This window comes from Streptomyces sp. NPDC015532 (assembly GCF_043078065.1).
GTDB lineage: Bacteria > Actinomycetota > Actinomycetes > Streptomycetales > Streptomycetaceae > Streptomyces.
Map to the genome: position 1 here is coordinate 120,629 of NZ_JBIBSY010000014.1, position 21,263 is coordinate 141,891.

Below are 21,263 nucleotides of genomic sequence, written 5' to 3' on the forward strand. Positions count from 1 at the left end.
CCCGGGCCTCAGGCGTCCGGGCGGACCACCCCGAGGATCTCCATGGACGCGGCCGGGGAGACGTACACCCAGCGGCCGGGCCGGGGAGCCTGGATGATCTCGCCGTCGCCGATGTAGAGGGCGACGTGGCTGGCGTCGGCGAAGTAGATGATGAGGTCGCCGGGCCGCATGTCCTCGAGGGGTACGTGCTTCAGCCGCCGCCACTGCTCCTCCGAGGTGCGGGGGATCGGGTGGCCCGCCGCCAGCCAGGCCTGTGAGGTGAGGCCGGAGCAGTCGTAGGAGTCGGGGCCCTCCGCTCCCCACACGTAGGGCTTGCCGAGCTGGCGGGTCGCGAACGCGATCGCCTTCCGCCCGGCCGGGGTCGCGTCGGTGCCGACCTTGTCGAGGATGCCCGTGTCCACCCACGCGGCCTGGGCGTCGTCGGCCTCCTTCTTCTCCAGCGCGGCGAGCCGCTCGATCTCCTTCTTCTCCAGCCGCGACTCCAGCCTCTTCGCGGCGGCGATGTGCTTCTCGACCGCCCGGCGCTCGGTGTCTTTGGCACGGCGGTTTCTCCGCAGGCTCTCCAGGACGTCGTCGGCCTCGTCGGTGCGGGTCTCCAGGTCCTCGCGGGTGGCGGTCAGCGCGGTCAGCACCCCCTGGGTCGCCTGCTGCGCCCGCCGGGCCAAGGAGGCGTTGTCCAGGGCGCGTTCGGGGTTGTCGGAGAGGGCGAACTGCATCTCGGCGGGCAGACTGTCCCCTCGGTACTGGGCGCGGGCCGCCGCTCCCGCCAGCGAGGTGAGGCGGCCCAGTCTCGTCTCGGCCGCCTCGATCCGGGACCGGAGCGCGTGGACGCGCTTCTCCTGTCCGGTCACCTTCTCGTCGGCGGCGTCGTACCTGCTCGTGGCGACCTCCGCGTCGTGGTACAGGCGCTTGAGCTCGGCGCGTACCTCGGTGAGGGTGCCGGGCTCGGCCCGGGCCGGCTGCGGGGCCGTCGCCGTCAGGGCGAGGGCCAGGGTGACGGTCACCGCCGTCCGGTGGCCCTGTGCGCGCAGAGTCCGTCTCATCTGTGCCGAAGCTCCTTCCATGGGCGTCCCATGAGCCGTGCGGGGCGGGGTCGTCCCCACAACGGGGCGGTGGCGTCCGGTGGTTCAAACCGTGGGTATGAACCGGTGGGGCGCCCGCCCCGTTGTGCGTCCTGGGTGCGGTTCGCGGACGAAGGGATCGGTATGGGCGCGGAGTTGGCGCTGCTGGCGCTGTGCACGGGGCTCGGCCTCGGCTTTCTGACGCTGGCGACACGGTCGGCGCTGGGTGCCGTACGGCTGTGGGTGCGCGGACTGCGGGTCATGGGCCGGGTGACGCCCCGCACCGCCTCGGACCGGCGACGGGGCGGGCTCGTGGTGTTCTCCGACCATCTGGGGCAGGGGCTGGTCCTCGACCCGGGGTGGCGGGGGCCGCTGTGCGGGCTGCCGCCGGTCGGCGGCAGTGTGCCCGTGGTCTACGCGCGGAACCGGCCGGCCACGGCCCGCCTGTGGACGCTGCGGTACCTGCTGGCGCCGTCGTTCGGATGGTTCCTGTCCTCGACCCTGGCGTTCGGCACCGGCGTCGTGGTCTCGTCGTGAGCCGGGACGGGCACCCTGCCCACGGGCGGAGGCGGGGACGGGCCCACCCGCGGGGACAGGCCCAGGGACAGGCCCAGGGGCAGGCCGAGGATCAGGCCCCGGGACGGGCCCAGGGGCAGGCTCACTTCCGGGGTTGGGGGCGCGGACAGGGACGGGCCGCGGTGCGGGGGACCCGGGGGAGCGCTTTCGGCCGCCTCGGGCGGGTCGACGGGATCGACGTCCTGCGCGGCTTCGCGCTGCTGGGCATCCTGCTCGTCAACGCCCAGCTGATGGCGGGTCCTTACACGGCGTTCGGCGGCGGCCCCGACGCCTCGGCCGCGGACCGGGCCGCCGCGTGGGCGGTGACCGCGACCACCACCGTCTACCAGCTCTTCTCCTTCCTGTTCGGCTACAGCTTCGTCCTCCACCGGCGTGCCGCCCGGCGGACGGGCGCCGTGTTCCCCGCGCTGCATCTGCGGCGTACGGCGGGACTGTTCGGCCTCGGTCTCGCGCACGCCGTGCTGCTCCACCCCGGCGACATCCTCATGACGTACGCCGTTCTGGCGCTGGTCCTGTACGGCCTGCGCGACCTCACCCCCCGGGCGGCCGTGCGCCTGGCGGTCGCTCTGGTGGCGGGCCTGGCCGTCGTGCTGCTCGGCTGCGGTCTGCTGACCGTCGCCCTCACCGAACCGCTCACTCCGGCCGGGTACGCGCCCCGGGTCGCGGACACCGTGGCCGCCTACCGCGGCGGCCCCCTGTCGGTGATCGGGGCGCATCTGCGCGAGCTGCCCGCCGCGCTCGGCGCGAACCTGATGTACGCCCCGGACATGCTGGCCGCGTTCCTGGCGGGACTCGCGGCGGCCGGGGCCGGGCTGGTGGAGCGGCGCGGGCGGGACCGGCGATGGCTGCGGCGGACCGTCGCGCGGTGGCTGCCGGTCGGCCTGGCAGGCGGTGTCGTCACCGCCTGCTGTGCGAACGGGCCCCTGGACAGCCGGTGGTTCCTGGTCGGGCACGCGGTGTCGCTGCTGACCGCGCCGGCCCTCACGGTGTCGTACGCGTGCGGAGTACTCCTGCTGGCCGACGCGGTGCCCGCGGCGGCGGGCGTGCTCGCCGCCTCCGGGCGCATGGCGCTCAGTCACTACCTCACCCAGTCGCTCGTCCTGGCCTGTGTGTTCACCGGGTACGGGTTCGGGCTCTACGACCGCGTGGGCACGGCCGTCGTCCTCGCGGGCTGCCTGCTCCTGTACGGCCTCCAACTGGCCGTCGGCGCGGCGCTGATGAGCCGGGTCCGCTACGGGCCCGTCGAACTGGCGCTGCGTACGGTCACGCTGGCGCGGCGTCCCGGCCGGGCGCCGGCTTGCCCAGGGTCACGCCCGGCAGCGAACGGCCCGCTGCCCGTTCCGTGATCGCCGCGGTCTCCGCCTTCGCCGCCGCCGAGATGGCGCCGGCTCCGGGCTCCTTGTACCAGGGGCGCAGCCGGATCAGGGCGGGCCTCACCCCGGTCGCGAGGAGCAGCGCGGTTCCCTTCGGCAGGGCGCGGATCCGGTCGGGCGGCAGGACGGCTTCCTGGCGGTAGGAGTACGAGCGTGAGGTGCCGTCCTTGCTGCGGGAGACGCTCGGGGTGCGTACGTCGTGCTGGCCGACCAGGGTGGAGATCTTCTGGACGAAGTCGGCGTCGTCCAGGCCCGCGCCGAGGAGTTTGACGGTCGCCGCGCTCCACAGCGCGTCCATGCCGACCTCGCCCCACACCCGGGCTCCCTGGCGGTAACTCTGCAGCAGGGTGACGACGTTGATGCCGCGGGACCCGAAGTGCGAGTACAGGTCGGGGAGATCGGAGATGCGGCAGACGTTGGCCGCCTCGTCGAGCACCGCGGTCAGCGGCGGGTCGAGGCGGCCGCCCATGCGCTCGGCCGCCACGACACCGGCCCGCATCGTCGCGTCCGCGAGTCCCGCGATGACGCCGGCCGCCGAACCGCCGCCGTCCTTGGACAGGAGGTAGAGCGTGTCGTGGCCGAGGACGTGCCGGTCGGGGCGGAACTCGGGCAGGACGGGGTCGGGGGTGACCCAGGCGAGGATCTCGGGGTCGAGGAGACAGGAGACGGTCTGCCGGGCGGTCTCGTAGATGCCGTCGCGCGTCTCGACCGCGCCCCGGACCGTGCCCTGCAACTGCTCGGCCATCGCGACGAGCCCGACCTCGCGGAGCAGGTCGACCGGGGTGCGGTCGGCGGGGTCGGCGAGCCAGGCGAGGAGTTCGCTCAGCGGGGTCCCGGCGCGGGCGGCGGCGAGGAAGAGCGCGGTGAGCGTGTTCTGGGCGGCCGAGATCCAGAAGTCCTTCTTCGCGGTGTCGTCGTTGACGGACGCGACGAAGTGGCCGGCCATCCGGCGGGCGCCCTCGATGGTGTGGCACTCGCCGAGGATGTTCCACCACATCGCGCGCGGGGTGTGGGCGATGCCCTGCGGGTCGAACGTCCAGACCGTGCCCGCCTTCGCGCGTTCGGCGCGGGTGACGGCGTACACGTCGGCCTTGTTGGACGTGAGCAGGACGGCACCCTGGGCGCGCAGCACCCGGGGGACGGCGATCCCGGTCGACTTGCCGGCGCGGGGCGCCATGAGGTCGAGTTCCACGTCCTCGTAACTGCTGCGCAGCTCGGGGCCCTTGGGCTCCAGGTCGCCGAGGAGGTTCCCGGTCTCGTCCGGGTGCACCCGGTCGCGGCCCTTGAGGCCGGGGCGCAGGTCGCGGGCGCGGGCCTCGATGCCCTTGGGGCACATCGCGGCCAGCTCCCGCCGTCCGGCCAGGCCCTTGGGGCGGGCCGAACGGTCCGTGAGGAGGCGTACGAGGAGGGCGACGGGCAGCGTCACCAGGGCGAGCAGGCCGGTCATGCCCCCGTAGACGGCGGCGGCGGGAGCGGTCGGCCACAGCGGGGCCGGTCCGTCGGAGATCAGACGGGTGACGGTGGACAGGGCGTACGGCGGGGCGGCCCAGCCGTTGCCGGAGAGTCCGGCCCCGAGGGTGCCACCGGACCAGGCGACGGTGAACATCAGCAGACCGGTGCCGGCGACGGCGGCGACGGCCCACGGCAGCAGGTCGTGCGGGTCGCTTCCGCCACGGGGAGCGCTCACGCGGTCCACCGCCCGGCCGCCGGGCCGCCACCGGGGGTGCCGGCGGCGCCGGGGAACCCGTGGACACCCTCCCGCGCGGCCCGTGCCACCTGCGCCGCGGCGTGGGCGGCGGCCTTCTCGACGGCGTCCTCGTTCGGCGTCCAGCGGGTGTTGGTGTTGTGCAGCCGGCGCTCCGCGTCGGTGATGGCGACCTTGATGGGGATGCCGGGCCGGCCGCCGACCTTGATGAGGAAGCGGCCACGGCCCGGCGGTTCCTCGTTGTCGCCGTTGACGCCCCAGCCCGGTGGCGAGGACCAGGACGACACGAGGTCGATCTCGCGCCGCGACAGGCCGACCACCTTGCCCAGGTCCTCCATCTCCGTCTTCGGCAGCCCGGCGCACACCACCATCCCTGCCCGCTCGACGAAGCCGCGGGCCTTGGCGCGGTCGGCGTCGGTGCCGAGGGCCTCGGCGTCCTTGAGCGTGTGGGTGATCTTCGCGTCGCCGAGGCCGAGCGAGCGGTTCAGCCGGGTCAGCGCGTCGATGCGGTCGACGATGCCGGAGGCGGCGCGCAGGGGCCGCCAGAGTTCGTCGAGGACGGTGAAGAACCAGCGCCGGGGCGCGAGTCCGGCGTCCGCGAGGGCGTGCGAGGCGGCGACCGTGCCTAGCCCGTCCGACCAGGCCGCGAGCATCGCCGCGGCCGTCAGCTGGGTGTCCGCCTCGCCGATGCCGGAGATGTCGATGCACACGGCGGGCGCGTCGGGATCGATCCGGGTGGACGTCTCGGAGGCGAAGGTGTCGCCGAGGGGGCCGTCGAGAATGCCGAGCAGCGAGCGGTGCAGCGGGTCGACGGCGTCCCGGTAGCGGGCGTCGTCACCCCGGTCGAGCGTGACGGCGCGCACCCGGGGCGGGCCCTCGGTCAGCACCCGCAGCACGTCGGGCAGCAGCAACGCCCTTCCCTCGGTGGTCCGTTCGCGCAGGTGGTGCAGGACGGCGGAGAGCACGGACTGTTCGTGGTCGTCCATGGGCCGCCCGCGGACGATCGTGATGAGGGCGGCGACCATGTTCAGCACGCGTCCGTGCGCCTCGGCCTTCAGGACCTCGCCGGCCTCGCCGCCGATCTTCGCGGCGGCCTCGCCCATGGCGCCGGGGTCGAGGACGTTGATGCCGCCCCGGCCGCGGCCGATGGAGATCACCTGGCCGCCGAGCGCGCGGACGGTGTCGGCGTAGTCCGGTTTGAGGTCGCCGAGGACGAGCGGGACGACCCCGGTCGCGGCGAGCCCGATCAGCATGCGGTTGACCAGGGTGGACTTGCCGAGGCCCGGCATGCCGAGCATGAACAGGGAGGGGTTGGAGATGTAACGGGCCCGGGTGAACCAGTTCAGCGGGTCGCCGCAGACGGTGGCACCGGTGAACAGGTGCTGTCCGAGCGGGACCCCGGTCATGGGAGACCCGGAGCCGGCGGCGAAGGGCCACATGCCGCACGCCTGCACGGTAGTGGCCCGCCACATGGTGGGCGGGTCCATGTAGCCGACGCGTCCGCCGCCCACGCCGTACCAGCCGCGATGCGGCACGAACAGTTCCTTGGGCTTGGCCGGGGATTTCTCCGGAGCCGCCTGCGCGGCCTTCCCGGCAGCGTGCCCCGGGGTCTTCCCCGCAGCGTGCCCCGCGCCCTTCCCGGCGGCGTGCCCCGCGGCTTTCCCGGCAGCGTGCCCCGCGGACTTTCCGGCGGCGTTCCCCGCGGTCGTCCCCGCGGTCGTCCCCGCGGTCTTTCCCGTGGCCTTCTCCGTCCGGCGTTCCCTTCGTCCGGAGCGGCCCCCGTCCACGGCCGTGAGCGCCTGGCGCTCCTCGGCCAGACGGTCGGCGCGTTCGGCCCGCTTCTGCTCGCGCCGGCTCACAGCGCCTCCTGGAGTTCGTGCGGGACGAGGGTCTGCTCCCAGGGAAGGATCCCGGCGGGCAGGGTGCAGGTGAACGCCGCCGCCTGCATCCGGTCCGCGGGCCGCATCAGCACCCGGGACGCGGCGGTCAGGTTGCGGACGGTGACGCTCGCGTCCGCCAGTTCCTCCATGCTGTCGACGGTGACCGTCAGCATCAGCGAGAACTCCACGAGCCCGGCGCCCGAGGCCTCCTCGGCGGCGGTCTGCTCCGCCGCCCGCACCTCGGAGGCCGCGCGGGCCTGCACCATGCCCTTGCCGGACGAGGCCATGAACTGGGCGCTGCGCCGGTCGGCCTCGACGATGCGGGCCGACGTGGCCGGGTCGATGGGCCGGTAGACCAGGGCGACCCGCTTGCGGCGGGTGCCGGGGGCCGCCTCCAGCATGCCGCGGAGCACCGAGGAGCGGATCGTGCCGCGCGGTGCGAGGGTCAGCAGCCAGGTCCGGGAGACGCCGGAGTCGTGCTGGTAGCTGTTCACGGTCTCGACGGCGGCGGCGGGGCCGGCGTCGTCCCATTCCAGGCCCGTTCCGCCCTGCTGGGCACGGGCGGTGAGGACGTCGGCGGCGACGGCGGGGTCGTAGGCGACCCGGACGACCTCGGCGATCCGCTCGGCCGACAGCGGGTAGGCGGCACCGCCGCCGGCCGCGACGAGTCCGCTGAGCAGGCCCGGGATGCGGATGGCGAGATCGGCGATCACGTCGTCCTTCTTGCGCCGCTGGCCCGGCGGGACGCCGTAGGTCAGCGTGACGTAGGTGTGCATCTCGGACGACGCGCTCGGGTAGCGCTCCACGACCTCCTCCATGACCGCGCGGGCGGCCGGCGGAGCGTCGGGGTGGATGCGCGGCAGTACCTCGTGGGCGAGCCGGGTGCCCGGGTCGGGGGCGGTCTCCACGATCACCGTGGCGCCGCGCAGGCCGGGTTCGTGGGCCAGCCTGGCCAGCCACTCACCCCACAGCGCGACCCATACGTCGACCTGGTCCGGGTCGATGAGCGAGCCGCCGTCGGGGTCGCAGCCGAGGACGATCGTGTACAGGTTGCGGACCGGGTGGTGCAGCACGCCGAAGGGGCGCTCGTAGGCGTCCCGGCCCTCGGTCGCGGTGACCTTGTTGAGCAGGCCCGGCGGGCGGAACCGGCCGCCGGGGCGGGCGGACAGCGGGCCGGAGACGTACAGGTGCGCGCCCTTCGCCTTCCGCCGCCACCATCCGACGCGCAGGGTGATCAGCTGGTAGACGTTGCGCCCGTCCTGGGTGCGGATGGCGAGCGGCACGAGGAACACGACGACCGGGACGAACACGACCAGCGCCGCGTACAGCGAGATCAGCGACGCGAGCAGGGTGACGACGAGCCCGCCGAAGACCCCGAAGGTGCCGACGAGTCCGAGCGGTCCGAGCCCCGGCCGTCGTGGCCTGCGCCAGTTTCCGTAGGTCGGGTGGATGACGGCTTCCGTGGACATGAGTCCGGGTTTCCCTTCGTGAAGTGATGTGGGGAGGGCACGGCGACGGGGAGACCGCCGGGTTCCCAGGGGGGAGCGGGAACCCGGCGGCCGTTCTCGGGTGGAGCGGGAGACGGCGGGAGCCGTCTCCCGGTGATCACTTGTTGTGTCCCAGTTCGCCGTCGGCGCCGTCTACGGCGCCGGTCACCGTGGCACCGGCGACCTGGGCCGCGGCCACCGCCGCGAGGACGGCGACACCCGCCGGTCCGGCGGCCGCGGCCGCGCCGCCGCCCGCCGCGGAGGCGCCCGAGGCACCGGCCCGGCCCGCCGCGGCCGCGCCGTTCGCGCCGCCCGGTCCGGCCGCGCCCGCCTCTCCGCCCCCTCCGGACGAGCCGCCCGCACCGGACGAGCCGCCCGAGCCGCCCGAGCCGGTCGCCCCGCTCGGCCCCATCTGCCCGCCGCCGCCGGAGGCGCCGCGGCTGCCGCCGAGCTGGACGGCGCCGCTGGCCAGGCTGGAGCCCGCCTGGCCGACGGAGGACATCGGGTTGCCGGTGCCCAGGGCGGCGGTCGCCGGCACGATGAGTTTCAGCAGCGCGGGCAGGGCGATGGCGGACAGCAGCATGACGCCGATACCGGCGATGCGGGTGTTGATGGTGGCGACGTCACCGGTTCCGCTGTTCCTGCCCGAGTTGATCATCGCCATGCCGGCGTTGAGCACGAGGGCGACGGCGGGTTTGTAGAGCAGCCAGGCGATCATCCAGCCGATGTGCTTGCGCCACCAGCCGGAGCCCCAGTCGGTCATCGAGGCGGCGGCGGCCAGCGGGAGGGTGCCCAGCAGCAGCATCATCACGCCGAGCCGGATGTACATCAGGACCGTGTGGACGATCCCCGCGATCAGCAGCAGGAACGCGAGGACCAGCAGCAGGAAGGACTGGATCCCGCTGCCGTCCGAGCAGGCTCCGACGTTGTTCAGCGAATCGCGTACGGCGCTGTTGAACAGGTAGTTGGAGTAGCTGTCCCCGACCGCCGCGGCGGCCACGACCACGGTGGTCGCGGCACCCGAGACGAGGACCACCCGCATGATGCCCTTCAGCGCCGTACGGCCCGCGTCGCCCTTGCGCTCGATGGCCATGCGGCAGGCGGCGAAGAGCAGCGAGCCGACGGCGAGGTAGACGACGATCCACTGCGTGTCGCTGCTGATGTCCTTCGACGTCTGGGTCTGCTCCAGCGTCGGGACATTGGTGGTCAGCGCCGCGAACACCGCGACCGCGCCCGCGAGGATGGTCTTCGCGATCAGGTCGACGATGGTTCCGATGGGATCGCCGAGAAAGCTGAAGAACCCCTTCACCAGGTCGATGACCGGGTTCCCGGACGTGCAGTTCACGTCAAACCCCCCACAGGACGAAGCCGTTGGTGCTCTGGACGGCCGACACCGGCGAGTGCAGCGAGCCGTTGTCGTCGGGCTGGACCTTCCAGTCGCCGCCGCTCCAGCGCAGGGAGATCTCGGTCGCCGCGTATCCCTGGGCGCTCTTGAGGAGCAGCCTGACCGTCGCCGTCCTGTCGGTGTACGAGCTCACCGAGAAGCCCGCGTACGACGCGACGGCCGTGCCGCTGGTCCGGCTGTCGGTGCTCTGGACGGTGCCGCGCTGGAACGCGAACATGTCGCGGCCCCGGCCGGGGACGACCTGCTGCTCGGTGACGGTGCGCCAGTCCGAGCCGCTCATCTGCGAGGGGATGACGTGGGCGGCCAGCGCGGCCCCGGTGGGCGTGTGCGCGTAGCACCACCACAAGGGCCCCTGGATCCGGGTCGGACCCGCGGAGACGGAGACGGGCACCCGCGCGACACCGAGCGTGCGCCAGCCGACGTCCCCCGGCGGCTTCTCGGGCAGTGCCGTGCCCGCGCTGTCGTCGGTACGGCAGCCCCGGGGCCGGCCGTCCTTCGCGGACGGTCCGGCCAGCGGGCCCGCGGAGGCCGCGGCGTTCGCGTGGGCCGTGGTCGTGTCCGGGCCGGACAGCACGGTGACGACCCCGCCCACCACGACCACGACGGCCAGGAATCCCGCCGACAGCTGCCAGCCACGCTGCTTGTAGTAGGGCCCGGACTCCTCGGGCCGGCGCTCCCTGCGCTTGAACATCACGACCGTCCGCCGGGCCTAAGCGAAGACGAAGCTGACGAGCGGGCCCGCGGTGGCCACGAGGACACAGCCGCCGAGCACCATGCCGAGCCGGCTCATGTGCTCCGAGCTCTCGCCCCGCTTGACGGACATCGCCATCATCGCGCCGGTGATCAGCACTCCGGCGACACCGGCGGCGGTGCCGGCCCAGGCGGCTATGCCGAGGACCGTGTTGACCTTGGAGGTGAGTTCTCCGGGGGCGTTGGCCGCGGGCTGCGGGACGCCGGCGGCGATGATGGTGGAGGCTTCGTACAGCAGAGAGGACATGAGGATCTCCGAAGGGTTCGGCGCCCGGCACGAGCGGTGGGCGGGAGGGTGACTGGCTTTACGCGAAGGCGCGTCGGGGTCAGGGACCGAGGAGCTGGAGGCTGCCGAGGGCCGCGACGAGCGGACCGGCGGACGTGGCGACCAGGCAGCTGAGGGTGATGAAGAAGACGCCGCGGAAGTGCTCGCCGCCCTCGCCGGGGTCGCCGCGGCGCAGCTGGAGCGCCATCTGGATGCCGACGATGATGAGTCCGCCGACACCGCAGGCCGAGGCGCACCAGGCGAGCAGACCGAGGATCGTGTCGGCTTCCACGGGCGGGGTGTAGGCGGCCAGGAACCGGGCGCCGAGAAGGGGCTGGGTCACGACGCGGCCCCCTCGCCGCGGTGCTCGGCGCCCACCAGCTCGGCGAGCCTGGCGAGTCGTCCGGGCACGGACTTCGGACGGCCGCCCGTACGCCATGCCGGTATCCACGGCACGCGGTGCACCCGGGCGACGGAGCGGAGCACGCGCACGCGGCGCAGCAGACCGAGCGGCAGCCGTCCGGGGGCGTCGGCGACGAGGACCACTCCCAGCAGTTCGAGCCCCTGGGGGGCGTGGCCGTCGTTGAGCGCGCCGAGCGCCTGGGAGACGGACCGCAGTCCGCGCGCGCTGGTCCGGCCGACCAGGACGACCCGGCGCGGCTCGCCGCGGGCGGGGTCGGGCCAGCGGGCCCCCACCTCCACTCCGCCGAACACCTCGACGAGGGAGGTCGCGCCCGAGCCGCCGTGCGCCTTGACCCATCCGACCTCGTCGCGTGACGTGCCGCGCGCCGCGCCGGGCCGCTTCGGGCGGCCCCAGGCCGGCTCCGGGGCGGGAGCCTGCGCGGCGCGCCGCACGGGGGCGGGCCGCGGCGTCGGGGCGGCCGCCGTGACCGGGGCGGACGGGGCCTCGGGCGCCGCCGGCCGGCCGGCGGCGCCGGTGCCGGGAGCGGGTCGCGCATCCGGTGGCGTCCGCTCCGGGTTCTTCGGCCCCCGTACCCATGACCCCGGGCCCGACGGCATCGCCGAAGGAGTGCCCATGTGTGCCCCGCCCCCCTCTTCGCTCGTTGATCGGCTGCTCTGGCTCATCTGGTTTCCACTGGTTTGAACTTATTTGCGCCGGGGCCCGTTTCGGTCTGTCGAGCCCGTCGGACAGCACAACGGGCCGTGTGGCCACGGCGGTTCAAGGCGAGGGGAAGAAGGCGGGCGCTCATGAGTGAAGAGAGCGGGGAAGGCGGTTCGTCGACCGCCGTGCGCAACGGGATCATCGCGGGCACCGGCTGCGGCTGCCTGCTGTCACCGCTCGCCCTGGCCGGAACACTGGTCGTCGTGGTGATCATGGGCGGGTTCGGCGTTCTGCTGGCCCCGCTCATCGCGCTGTACCTGCTGTTCCACGGCGGCGGGGGCGATCCCCCGAGCCAGGCCGACGCGGACCAGTCGCTCGGCATCTTCCAGGGCGACGGCAAGGGCCGGTTGGACACCTCCACCGTCCCCGCCGACCTGGTGGACCCCATTCAGAAGGCCGGTGAACTGTGCGGCGCGATCGGCCCGATCGTCATCGCCTCCCAGATCGAGAAGGAGTCCGGCTTCAACAGCGCCCTGGTCGGCCCGAACGGCGAGCAGGGCCTCTCGCAGCTGCCGCCCGAGATCTTCAAGCAGTACGGCGAGGACGACGACGACAACGGCAAGACCTCCGCCCTGGACGCGAAGGACTCGATCATGGCGCAGGGCCGCTACCTGTGCGAACTGGCCAGGCAGGGGCAGCAGATGATCGACGCCGGCGAGGTGGACCAGAGCGACGGGAACGGGACCACCAACACCGTCCTGGACCTCGCGCTGGCCGGCTACGACGTCGGGATGGACGCCGTGCGCGCGGCCCGGGGGGTGCCGCGGACGAACGAGGCCCAGGGCTATGTCCTCGCCGTCCGCGCCCAGTTCGCGAAGTACCAGGGCATCGGCGCCCCTCCCTCGGGCGCCACTCCGGGTGTCACGCCCGACCCGGACGCGACCACGACCGGCCCCGCGCCGACCACCACCTGAGGAGGACAGCCATGGCCCGCTTCGATGTGTACATCTCCGGCGAAGGGCTCGCCGAGATCGACGGACACACCCTGGTCCCCGAGCCCGGCCAGTCCGTGCACGAGGCCGTCCTCGACCGCCTCCAGGGGCACGCGGAGGAGCGTGCCGGTGCCGTCGTGGCGACGGTGTACGACGGCCCCGGCGCCGCCCGGTTCCTGCTGGAGGTGCTCGCGGACGGGTCGAGCCGCGTCCTGGAACCGGACGAGGAGCCGGCAGCGGAGCCCGGCCCCGTGGCTTCCTCGGCCGCCGAGCCCGACCCCGTGGCTCCTTCGGCCGCCGCCCCGGTCGCCGCAACCGGCGCCGGCCCGGACCCGGTTCCGAGTCCGGAAGTCGCTCCCGCCGCCACCGTGGGGGCTCCCGCCGTCGTCGTTCCGGCCCCCGCCGCGGCCACCGCCTCCGCCGTCGCCACCGCGGTGGCGCGGGCCCGTGCCACGGCCGCCGCCCGCGCCGAGGTGCCGGAGGCGGCCGGGGCCCCCGCCACCGCCTCTCTCCCCGCCGACCTCACCGAACGGATCGGCCGCGTCAACGCGTTGGCCGCCGCCGGACGGCTCGACGAGGCGTTCGCCGGCGCGACCGCGCTGCGCGAGAGCCTGACGGGCTCGATGGGCGCCGAGGACCCGTACGCCGTGGAGGCACGGGCCGTCGAGGCGTACCTCGCGTACCTGCGAGGCGATCACCGGGAGGCCATCGTGCTGGCGCTGGCCGTGGCGCGGATCCGCTGCGGGGCCAGGGACGGCCGGGCACCCGCGGAGGTGGCGCGGGCGGCGGCGGCCTGGCAGCAGCTCGACGACGACCGGGCCGTCGTCGCCCACGGGCGTGAACTCCTGCACATGTGGGCCATGTTGGACCGGCACGGTCTGCTGCCCCCCGGCAGCGCGGCACTCGTCGGACAGGTCCGCAGACAGGTCGACGCCCTGGAGCCGTACGTCTGAGCCCGGTCGCCGCCCGCGACCCCACGGCCCCCGTGGCCACATCGGCCCCGACCAGCGCGTCCATCGCCTCGTACACCCGACGTCAAACGAACGTGGAACGCCCCTCGGAACACTCCGTTCCCCCGGAGGACCCGGTACCGGTCGCCCCGGCCGGGTCCGGTCGTCCCAAGGAACAGGAGCACTCCATGAACGTCACCGTCATCGGATCGGCGAGTTCGGTCTCTTCCGAGGAGCGGGCGCTGCGCCACCTCTACCTGGAACACGGCCCGGCGCTCTACACGTACGTGCTGCGCCTGCTGGGCGGGGACACGCACCGTACCGAGGACGTCATCCAGGAGACGCTGCTGCGCTGCTGGAACAAGCGGAACCTGGTCGACGACGAGGGGATGGCCGTGCGGCCCTGGATGTTCCGGGTCGCCCGCAACCTCGTCATCGACGCGCACCGGACGCGGAGGGCGCGGCCGCTGGAGATAGGCGGTGCCACCTGGCTGGGCGAACTGGGCGCCGAGGTGGACGACATCGAGCGGATGCTGTCGTCCATCGTGGTGCAGGAGGCCCTGCGGGCGCTCACTCCGGCCCACCGCGACGTGATCCGGGCGACGTTCCTGGAGGACCGCACCACACAGGAGGCGGCGGAGGTCCTGGGCATCCCGCAGGGCACGGTCAAGTCCCGGGTGTACTACGCGCTGCGCTGCTTACGGCTGGCGCTGCGCGAGCACGCCGCCGTGGCGGACGGGGACGGGTCCGGCCCTCCGCGACGGCCGGACCCGGTGGCGGAGCAGGAACCGGAGCAGGAACGGGCGCACGAACCGGAACAGGAGCCGGCCCGGACCGCCGCCTGATCGCCTCCCGACCGCGCCCGGTCACGTCCGGCCCGGTCCGGTCGCGTCGTCCGTTCGTGCCGGGCCGCTCCCTCCGGACTCGGGGGCGTCCAGGTCGCGCAGGGTCTCGCGCAGGTCCGCGGCCTCCGGGTGGGAGTTCTCCTCCAGGAGGGCGAGCGCCGCCCGGAAGGCGCGGATCGCCGCGTCCCGGTCACCGGCGGCGAGCCTGGATTCGGCGATGTGCCGCTGGGTGTCCGCCTCCAGATAGTGGTCGCCGACCTCCCGGTACAGCGCCAGCGCCCGCTCGAAGCGCTCGACGGCGTCGCCGTACTGGCCGAGGTGGTGGAGGGCGTAGCCGACGCTGTCCTGTGCCGCGGCCTCGCCGATCGGGTCGCCGGTCTCCTGGTGCAGCGCGACGGCCTTCTCGCAGTGCTCCATCGCCCTGTCGTGCTGCCCGAGCAGGATGTACGTCCAGCCGACCTCGTTCAGGACGATGGCCTCGTTGGTGACGTTGCCCTCGGCCCGGTACAGCTCGCGGGCGTGCGTGTAGTGGTCCAGCGAGACGGTGAACCGGCCCTCCCCGTTGGCCTGGTAGGCGAGACAGCGCCGGGTGCGGGCCTCGCCGGGCCCGTCGCCCTCGGCCCGGAACAGCTCCAGCGCGCGGCCGAGGTCCCGTCGTGCCTCGGCGGAGTGCGCGAAGCGGGTGTGGAAGAAGCCCAGGCCGCGCAGGGCGTGCGCCTCGCCGGTCCGGTCGCCGATGGCCCGGGCGGCCCGCAGCGCGGCGCTGTTGATCTCCATCAGGTCGTGCCAGAAGCCGAGCCGGTCGAAGTACAGGTCCAGTCCGACGGCGGTGCGCCACGCGTGGTCCTCGTAGCCGTGGGCGGCGGCGTGCTCGACGACCGCCCGCAGGACGTGCCGTTCCGTGCGCAGCCACTGCATGGCCTGCTTGCGTCCGGTGAACCGGGGCGCGCCGCCGTCCGTTGTGCTCGGTGGCAGCGGGAGGGTCTCGCGGCGCGGGCTGATGATCGCGGAGGCGTGGTGGGTGGTGTGCAGATAGTGGTCGTGCATGCGGCGCAGCGCGGCGCCGCGCCGCTCCTCGGTGTCCTCGGTGTCGGCCAGTTCGCGGGCGTAGGCGCGCAGCAGGTCGTGGAAGGCGTAGCGGCCCGGGGCGTGTTCACCGAGCAGGCTGGCCCCGGTGAGCTCGGTCAGCAGCGCGCGCACCGGGCGCGCGGGCGCCGCGGCCAGGGCGGCGGCCGAGGCCGTGCTGATGTCGGGTCCCGGGTGCAGGGACAGCCGGCGGAACAGTTCCGCCGCGGCGGACGGCAGCGCGTGGTACGACCACGAGAAGACGGCGCGCGCGTCCGTGTGGGCGTCGCCGCCGGTGAACGCGTCCAGGCTTCCGTGGGTCTCGCGCAGTTCCCCCGCGATGTCCGCGAGCCGGAAGCCGGGGTGGTGGGCGGCGCGTGCCGCCACGATGGCGAGGGCCAGCGGCAGCCGGGCGCACAGCCCGACGATGGCCTCGGCGGCCTCCGGTTCGGCGTCCACGCGCGCGGTGCCGATGCGCCGGGTGAGCATGGCGCGGGCCTCGTCGGTGGTCAGCGGGCCCAGGGTGAGGGGGTGGGCGCCGTGACCGGCGACCAGTCCGGTCAGCCGGCTGCGGCTGGTGACGATGACGAGACAGCCCGGTGTGCCGGGCAGCAGCGGTCGTACCTGGCCGCTGTCGCGGGCGTTGTCCAGCACGATCAGGACGCGCCGGCGGGCGAGGACGCTGCGGTAGAGGGCGGCCTGCGCGTCGAGGCCCTCGGGGACGGCCTGCGGGGCCACGCCGAGGGCGACGAGGAAGGTCTCCAGCGCCTCGGAGGGGTCCATGACGGAGCCGCCCTGGTCGTATCCGCGCAGGTTCACATAGAGGCTGCCGTCGGGGAAGCGGTGGGCGACCCGGTGCGCCCAGTGCACGGCCAGGGTGGTCTTGCCCGCCCCGGCCATCCCGTTGACGAGGCCGATGACGGCCGTGTCCGGATGCCCGTCGGCGGGCAACAGCGCGTCCACCTTGCCGAGTTCGGTGTCACGTCCGGTGAACAGCGGCAGGTCGGCGGGGAGTTGGGACGGGTGTACGTCACCCGCGGCCCGGGGCGGATCGTCCCGGCCGGGCTCGTCCGCGGGCTCGGTGTCCGCGCCGTCCGCGGGGTCCGCGGGGACGGGGTCCGCGGCCGGTACCGGTACCGGCGGCGGCGACAGGTCCAGGTCCCCGGCCAGCAGCCGTGCGTGCGCGGCCCGCAGGGACGGGCCGGGTTCGATGCCGAGTTCGTCCACGAGCGTGCGGCGGGTGCTCGCGTAGACCTCCAGGGCCTCGGCCTGCCGGCCGCAGCGGTACAGGGCCACCAGCAGCAGTTCGCACACGGCCTCGCGCAGCGGCTGCGCGGCGCGCAGTGCCACGAGTTCGGGCAGCACCGCTTCGTGGCGTCCGAGTTCGAGCTCCACGCGGAGCCGGTACTCCAGTGCGGCCAGCCGCCGTTCGGCCAGGCGGGTCCGCTCGGCCTGCGCGAACGGCCCGGGAACGCCCGCCAGTGGGGTGCCGTGCCAGGCGGTGAGCGTGGTGTCCAGCAGCCGGGCGGCCCCGCGGCTGTCGCCCCGGGCGCGGCGGCGTTCGGCCCGCGCCAGGTTGTCCTCGAAGTCGCCGAGATCGCTGGTGATCTCCTCGGTGACCAGCGCGTATCCGTCCCCGATGGAGACCACGAGGCGGGGCGGGGCGCCCGGGGTCCGTCCGGACTCCAGCAGCTTGCGCAGCCGTGACACATAAGTGCGCAGCACGGGGACGGCGCCGGCCGGCGGGAGTTGTCCCCAGATGCCGTCGACGAGCTCGCCGACGCCGACCGCGCGCCCGCGGCGCAGGAGCAGCACCGCGAGCACGGCCCGTTGCTGCGGGGAGCCGAGAGCCAGTTCCGTCTCGCCCCGCCAGGCGCGCAACGGGCCGAGCAAGGAGAAACGGAGAGCTCCCGCACCATGAGTGACGTCCACGGCACCAGAGAGTAGCCAGGGCCGCTACGAACACTCGGTCGATTCGGCCATTTCACAGGTTCGTGTCGTGTGCGCGACACATCGGAGTGGGCCGACGGGCCCGGCCGCCGCCGCCGGACCCGGGGATCCGTGGGTCTCAGCCCGGTTTCCGGGAGGCTCGTCCGGAATGTCGATCACATCAGGGACACTGCGGGCATGGGTGAATCAGGTCATGCGGGGTGAACGGTTCTTCCACAGGGTGTGGATGTACGTGCGCGGTGCGCCGGGCACGTACATCTGGCTGACGGTTCTCTTCGTCACCACCGTGGCCCTGCACCACATGTCCCCGGATTTCGAAGAGGACTTCCTGCGGCAGCGCTCGACGAACATCCACGAGCTGTCGAACAATCCGGTGCGGGTGCTGTTCGCGAGCGCGATGTGGATCGACGGCGGGCACTGGATTCCGTACGCCGTTCTCTACACCGTCTTCCAGGCGCCCGCCGAACGATGGCTGGGAACCGCCCGCTGGCTGGCGGTCAACGCGGCCGCGCACGTCCTGTCGACGCTGGTCAGCGAGGGTGCGCTGCTCTGGGCGATCAAACACGGCGTGGCACCGCAGTCCGCGGTCGACACCCTCGATGTCGGGGTGAGCTACGCGCTGGCGGGGGTGGTCGGCGTGCTCACCTACCGGATCGCCGCACCCTGGCGGTACGCGTATCTGGTGGCCGTCCTGGCGGCGTACGGGATTCCCTTCATGATCGAGCGCACCTTCACCGATCTCGGGCATTTCACCTCCGTTCTCATCGGACTCGCCTGTTATCCGTTGACCAGAGGGCGCGGAAAAGCACGGAATCCGAAGGAGACAGCCGACATCCGCCGGAGTTAACGTCCCGCCATGAGCAGCTCGGCGAACAGGGTCGTGAACGGTGGCATCTCCTTCTGGTACGCGGACGACGGCCTGCCCGCACCCCGGGAGCCGCTGCCCGGCGACGCGACCGCCGACGTCGTCGTGGTCGGCGGCGGATACACGGGACTGTGGACCGCGTACTACCTGAAGAAGGCGGCCCCCTTCCTGCGCGTCACCGTCCTGGAGCAGAAGTTCTGCGGCTACGGCGCCTCGGGGCGCAACGGCGGCTGGCTCTACAACGGCATCGCGGGCCGCGACCGGTACGCGAAGCTGCACGGCCAGGAGGCGGCCGTACGGCTCCAGCGGGCCATGAACGGCACCGTGGACGAGGTCGTCCGGGTGGCCGCCGGGGAAGGCATCGAGGCCGACATCCACCAGGGCGGTGTCCTGGAAGTGGCCTACACGCCCGCCCAGCTCGCGCGGCTCAAGGCCTTCCACGCGCACGAGCTGTCGTTCGGCGAGAAGGACCGCGAGCTGTACGGCGCGAAGGAGACCGCCGGGCGGATCCGGGTCGCGGACGCGGTCGGCTCGGCCTGGACCCCGCACGGGGCCCGGCTGCACCCCGTGAAGCTGGTCAAGGGCCTCGCCGCCGCCGTCGAGGCGCTCGGCGTCACCCTCCACGAGCAGACGCCGGTGACCGAGATCCGCCCGCAGCACGCGGTGACCCCGTACGGCACCGTCCGCGCCCCCTACATCCTGCGCTGCACCGAGGGCTTCACCGCGAACCTCAAGGGCCAGAAGCGGACCTGGCTGCCGATGAACTCCTCGATGATCGCGACGGAGCCGCTGACCGCCGAACAGTGGGCGGAGATCGGCTGGGAGGGCCGCGAGACGCTCGGCGACATGGCGCACGCGTACATGTACGCCCAGCGCACCGCCGACGGCCGGATCGCGCTCGGCGGCCGCGGCGTCCCGTACCGCTTCGGCTCGCGCACCGACAACGACGGCCGCACCCAGCCGTCCACCGTCGACGCCCTGTACGAGATCCTCGTCCGCCTCTTCCCGTCGCTGACCGGCGTCCAGGTCTCCCACGCCTGGTCGGGCGTCCTGGGAGTCCCGCGCGACTGGTGCGCCACGGTCACCCTGGACCGCTCGACGGGCCTCGGCTGGGCCGGCGGCTATGTCGGCTCCGGCGTCGCCACCGCCAACCTCGCCGCCCGCACCCTGCGCGACCTCGTGCGGCAGGACTCCGGCCAGGCGGGCGCGACCGAGCTGACCGACCTGCCCTGGGTCGGCCACAAGGTCCGCAAGTGGGAACCGGAGCCCTTCCGCTGGATCGGCGTCCACGGCATGTACGCGACCTACCGCACGGCCGACCGCCGCGAAGGGGCCACCCACAGCCCGGAGTCGTCCCGGCTGGCCCGGATCGCGGACCGGGTGGCGGGGCGCCACTGACCCGCTGCCGGGGGACCGCCGGCCGCCGGCTCCCCGCGCTCCGGGGTCAGCCCACCGATTCCGGGTCAGCCCGGTCAGCCCACCGATTCCGCGACCGCCGCGTCCGACGGCGCGTGCTTGGGGGCCTTGGCCGTGACCATGAGCCCCGCGACCAGGCCGGCCAGCAGCATGATGCCGACGGCCCACCAGATGGCCACGGTGTAGCCGTGGACGACGCCCTCCCGGGTGATCAGCTCCCTCTGCGAGGGATCGCGGAGATGGGCGGCGATGTAGGCCGTGCTCGCGGTGGTGGCGATGGTGTTCAGCAGCGCCGTGCCGATCGAACCGCCCACCTGCTGCGAGGTGTTGACCGTCGCCGAGGTCACGCCCGCGTCCTGCGGGGCGACCCCGGCGGTCGCGGTGGCGAAGACCGGCATGAAGGTCAGGCCCATGCCCAGACCCAGCAGGAGCAGCCCCGGCAGCAGCTCGGTGGCGTACGCGGAGTCGACGGTGAGCTGGGTGAAGAACAGCATGCCGCCGGCCGCGAGGATCATGCCCGGGACCATCAGCACGCGCGGCGCCACATGGGGCAGCAGCCGCGCCGAGATCTGCGTCGAACCGATGATGATCGCGACGGTCAGCGGCAGGAACGCCAGCCCGGTCTTCACCGGCGAGTAGCCGAGGACGACCTGGAGGTAGTAGGTCATGAACAGGAACACGCCGAACATGCCGATGACGGCGAGCCCCATCGTCAGGAAGCAGCCGGCACGGTTGCGGTCCTTGACGATGTGCAGCGGCAGGAGCGGGCTCGGCGCCCTGTTCTGCCACCACACGAACGCGACCAGCAGCGCGATCCCGCCCCCGATCAGACCCAGCACCAGCGGGGACGACCAGCCGTGCGACTCCGCCTCGCTGACCCCGTACACGATGGCCACCAGTCCGCCGCAGCCCAGCACCGCGCCGGGCACGTCCAGCCGGACGTTCTTGTGGCCGGGCCGGTCGTTCAGCAGTCCGAACGCGCCGAAGACCGCGATGACCGCGATGGGGATGTTGACGTACAGGCACCAGCGCCAGTTCAGGTACTCCGTCAGCAGGCCGCCCAGGATGAACCCGATCGCCGCACCGGAACCCGCCAGCGCCCCGTAGACACCGAAGGCCTTTCCGCGTTCCTTCGGGTCGGTGAAGGTCGTGGTCAGCAGGGACAGCGCCGAGGGCGCGAGCAGGGCGGCGAAGGCGCCCTGGAGGGCGCGGGCGCCGAACAGCATGCCCGACGTGGTCGCCGCGCCGCCGATGCCCGACGCCACCGCGAAGCCGATCAGCCCGATGACGAAGGTGCGTTTGCGTCCGACGAGGTCGGCGACACGGCCGCCGAGCAGCAGCAGCCCGCCGAAGGCCAGCGTGTAGGCCGTGATGACCCACTGCCGGTCGCCGTCGGATATGCCGAGATCGTGCTGCGCGGACGGAAGCGCGATGTTCACGATCGTCGCGTCCAGCACGACCATGAGCTGGGCGAGCGCGATGATCACCAGCGCCCACCAGCGATGCGGGTCGGGACCCACGGGCGCTTCCGGTTCACCTGTCCGGGTGACACTCATTCGCCCAGAAGACCATGGAACGGAAGGAGTCGCATCTTCGGGTGACTCGGCTTGACGAG

Annotated in this window: 18 protein-coding genes; 7 read left to right on the top strand and 11 right to left on the bottom strand. The window is 73.5% G+C overall.

Going from position 1 to position 21,263, the window contains the following annotated elements; all coding sequences use genetic code 11:
- Positions 1–8 precede the first annotated feature (8 nt).
- A complete protein-coding gene (locus tag ACF07B_RS32715) occupies positions 9–1,043 on the bottom strand; it encodes an NlpC/P60 family protein (protein ID WP_392181629.1) in 1,035 nt (344 codons plus the stop codon).
- Positions 1,044–1,205: 162 nt separating this feature from the next.
- Here ACF07B_RS32715 and ACF07B_RS32720 point away from each other — a divergent pair, with 162 nt between their 5' ends.
- Entirely contained in the window at positions 1,206–1,598 is a 393-nt protein-coding gene (locus ACF07B_RS32720) for a hypothetical protein (RefSeq protein WP_392181630.1), read from the top strand.
- A gap of 161 nt (positions 1,599–1,759) precedes the next feature.
- Positions 1,760–2,983 carry a DUF418 domain-containing protein gene (locus ACF07B_RS32725; protein ID WP_392181631.1) on the top strand — a complete coding sequence of 408 codons (1,224 nt, stop codon included), beginning with the start codon at positions 1,760–1,762 and terminating at the stop codon, positions 2,981–2,983.
- Here the strand turns inward: ACF07B_RS32725 and ACF07B_RS32730 are convergent.
- From ACF07B_RS32730 to ACF07B_RS32765, 8 genes are all read right to left on the bottom strand, one after another.
- The gene (locus ACF07B_RS32730; protein WP_392181632.1) at positions 2,901–4,697 is read right to left on the bottom strand and encodes a type IV secretory system conjugative DNA transfer family protein; all 1,797 of its coding nucleotides are present in this window, start codon (positions 4,695–4,697) and stop codon (positions 2,901–2,903) included. The genes ACF07B_RS32725 and ACF07B_RS32730 overlap by 83 nt on opposite strands.
- The gene (locus ACF07B_RS32735) at positions 4,694–6,202 is read right to left on the bottom strand and encodes an ATP/GTP-binding protein (RefSeq protein ID WP_384241183.1); all 1,509 of its coding nucleotides are present in this window, start codon (positions 6,200–6,202) and stop codon (positions 4,694–4,696) included. The genes ACF07B_RS32730 and ACF07B_RS32735 overlap by 4 nt, the downstream gene beginning before the upstream one ends.
- A gap of 368 nt (positions 6,203–6,570) precedes the next feature.
- Positions 6,571–8,064 (bottom strand): SCO6880 family protein, encoded by a 1,494-nt coding sequence (locus tag ACF07B_RS32740; RefSeq protein ID WP_369485829.1) that lies wholly within the window; start codon positions 8,062–8,064, stop codon positions 6,571–6,573.
- 136 nt (positions 8,065–8,200) lie between these two features.
- Positions 8,201–9,427, bottom strand: coding sequence for a hypothetical protein (locus tag ACF07B_RS32745; protein WP_392181633.1), 1,227 nt, complete (start codon positions 9,425–9,427; stop codon positions 8,201–8,203).
- A gap of 1 nt (position 9,428) precedes the next feature.
- Positions 9,429–10,178 carry a hypothetical protein gene (locus tag ACF07B_RS32750; protein ID WP_392181634.1) on the bottom strand — a complete coding sequence of 250 codons (750 nt, stop codon included), beginning with the start codon at positions 10,176–10,178 and terminating at the stop codon, positions 9,429–9,431.
- A gap of 18 nt (positions 10,179–10,196) precedes the next feature.
- Positions 10,197–10,484 (bottom strand): hypothetical protein, encoded by a 288-nt coding sequence (locus ACF07B_RS32755; RefSeq protein WP_369486748.1) that lies wholly within the window; start codon positions 10,482–10,484, stop codon positions 10,197–10,199.
- A gap of 79 nt (positions 10,485–10,563) precedes the next feature.
- Positions 10,564–10,845 (bottom strand): hypothetical protein, encoded by a 282-nt coding sequence (locus ACF07B_RS32760; protein WP_369486747.1) that lies wholly within the window; start codon positions 10,843–10,845, stop codon positions 10,564–10,566.
- Positions 10,842–11,540, bottom strand: coding sequence for a hypothetical protein (locus ACF07B_RS32765; RefSeq protein WP_392181635.1), 699 nt, complete (start codon positions 11,538–11,540; stop codon positions 10,842–10,844). The genes ACF07B_RS32760 and ACF07B_RS32765 overlap by 4 nt, the downstream gene beginning before the upstream one ends.
- Positions 11,541–11,711: 171 nt before the next feature.
- Here ACF07B_RS32765 and ACF07B_RS32770 point away from each other — a divergent pair, with 171 nt between their 5' ends.
- The 3 genes from ACF07B_RS32770 to ACF07B_RS32780 all read left to right on the top strand — a co-directional run bounded on the left by ACF07B_RS32770 (position 11,712) and on the right by ACF07B_RS32780 (position 14,352).
- Entirely contained in the window at positions 11,712–12,539 is an 828-nt protein-coding gene (locus ACF07B_RS32770; protein WP_392181636.1) for a lytic transglycosylase domain-containing protein, read from the top strand.
- 11 nt (positions 12,540–12,550) lie between these two features.
- Entirely contained in the window at positions 12,551–13,510 is a 960-nt protein-coding gene (locus tag ACF07B_RS32775) for a hypothetical protein (RefSeq protein WP_392181637.1), read from the top strand.
- A 185-nt stretch (positions 13,511–13,695) separates the two neighbouring features.
- Positions 13,696–14,352 carry a sigma-70 family RNA polymerase sigma factor gene (locus tag ACF07B_RS32780; RefSeq protein WP_369485064.1) on the top strand — a complete coding sequence of 219 codons (657 nt, stop codon included), beginning with the start codon at positions 13,696–13,698 and terminating at the stop codon, positions 14,350–14,352.
- 21 nt (positions 14,353–14,373) lie between these two features.
- On the opposite strand, the gene ACF07B_RS32785 is transcribed toward ACF07B_RS32780, so the two are convergent.
- On the bottom strand, positions 14,374–17,349 hold the full coding sequence (locus tag ACF07B_RS32785; RefSeq protein ID WP_392181638.1) for a BTAD domain-containing putative transcriptional regulator: 2,976 nt from the start codon (positions 17,347–17,349) through the stop codon (positions 14,374–14,376).
- Positions 17,350–17,560: 211 nt separating this feature from the next.
- Between ACF07B_RS32785 and ACF07B_RS32790 the strand changes: the two genes are divergently transcribed.
- On the top strand, positions 17,561–18,214 hold the full coding sequence (locus ACF07B_RS32790; protein ID WP_392181704.1) for a rhomboid-like protein: 654 nt from the start codon (positions 17,561–17,563) through the stop codon (positions 18,212–18,214).
- 9 nt (positions 18,215–18,223) lie between these two features.
- Complete coding sequence (locus ACF07B_RS32795) at positions 18,224–19,630, top strand: NAD(P)/FAD-dependent oxidoreductase (protein ID WP_392181639.1); 1,407 nt, start codon at positions 18,224–18,226, stop codon at positions 19,628–19,630.
- A 74-nt stretch (positions 19,631–19,704) separates the two neighbouring features.
- On the opposite strand, the gene ACF07B_RS32800 is transcribed toward ACF07B_RS32795, so the two are convergent.
- Entirely contained in the window at positions 19,705–21,204 is a 1,500-nt protein-coding gene (locus tag ACF07B_RS32800; RefSeq protein WP_369485079.1) for an MFS transporter, read from the bottom strand.
- Between the last annotated feature and the right edge of the window lie 59 nt (positions 21,205–21,263).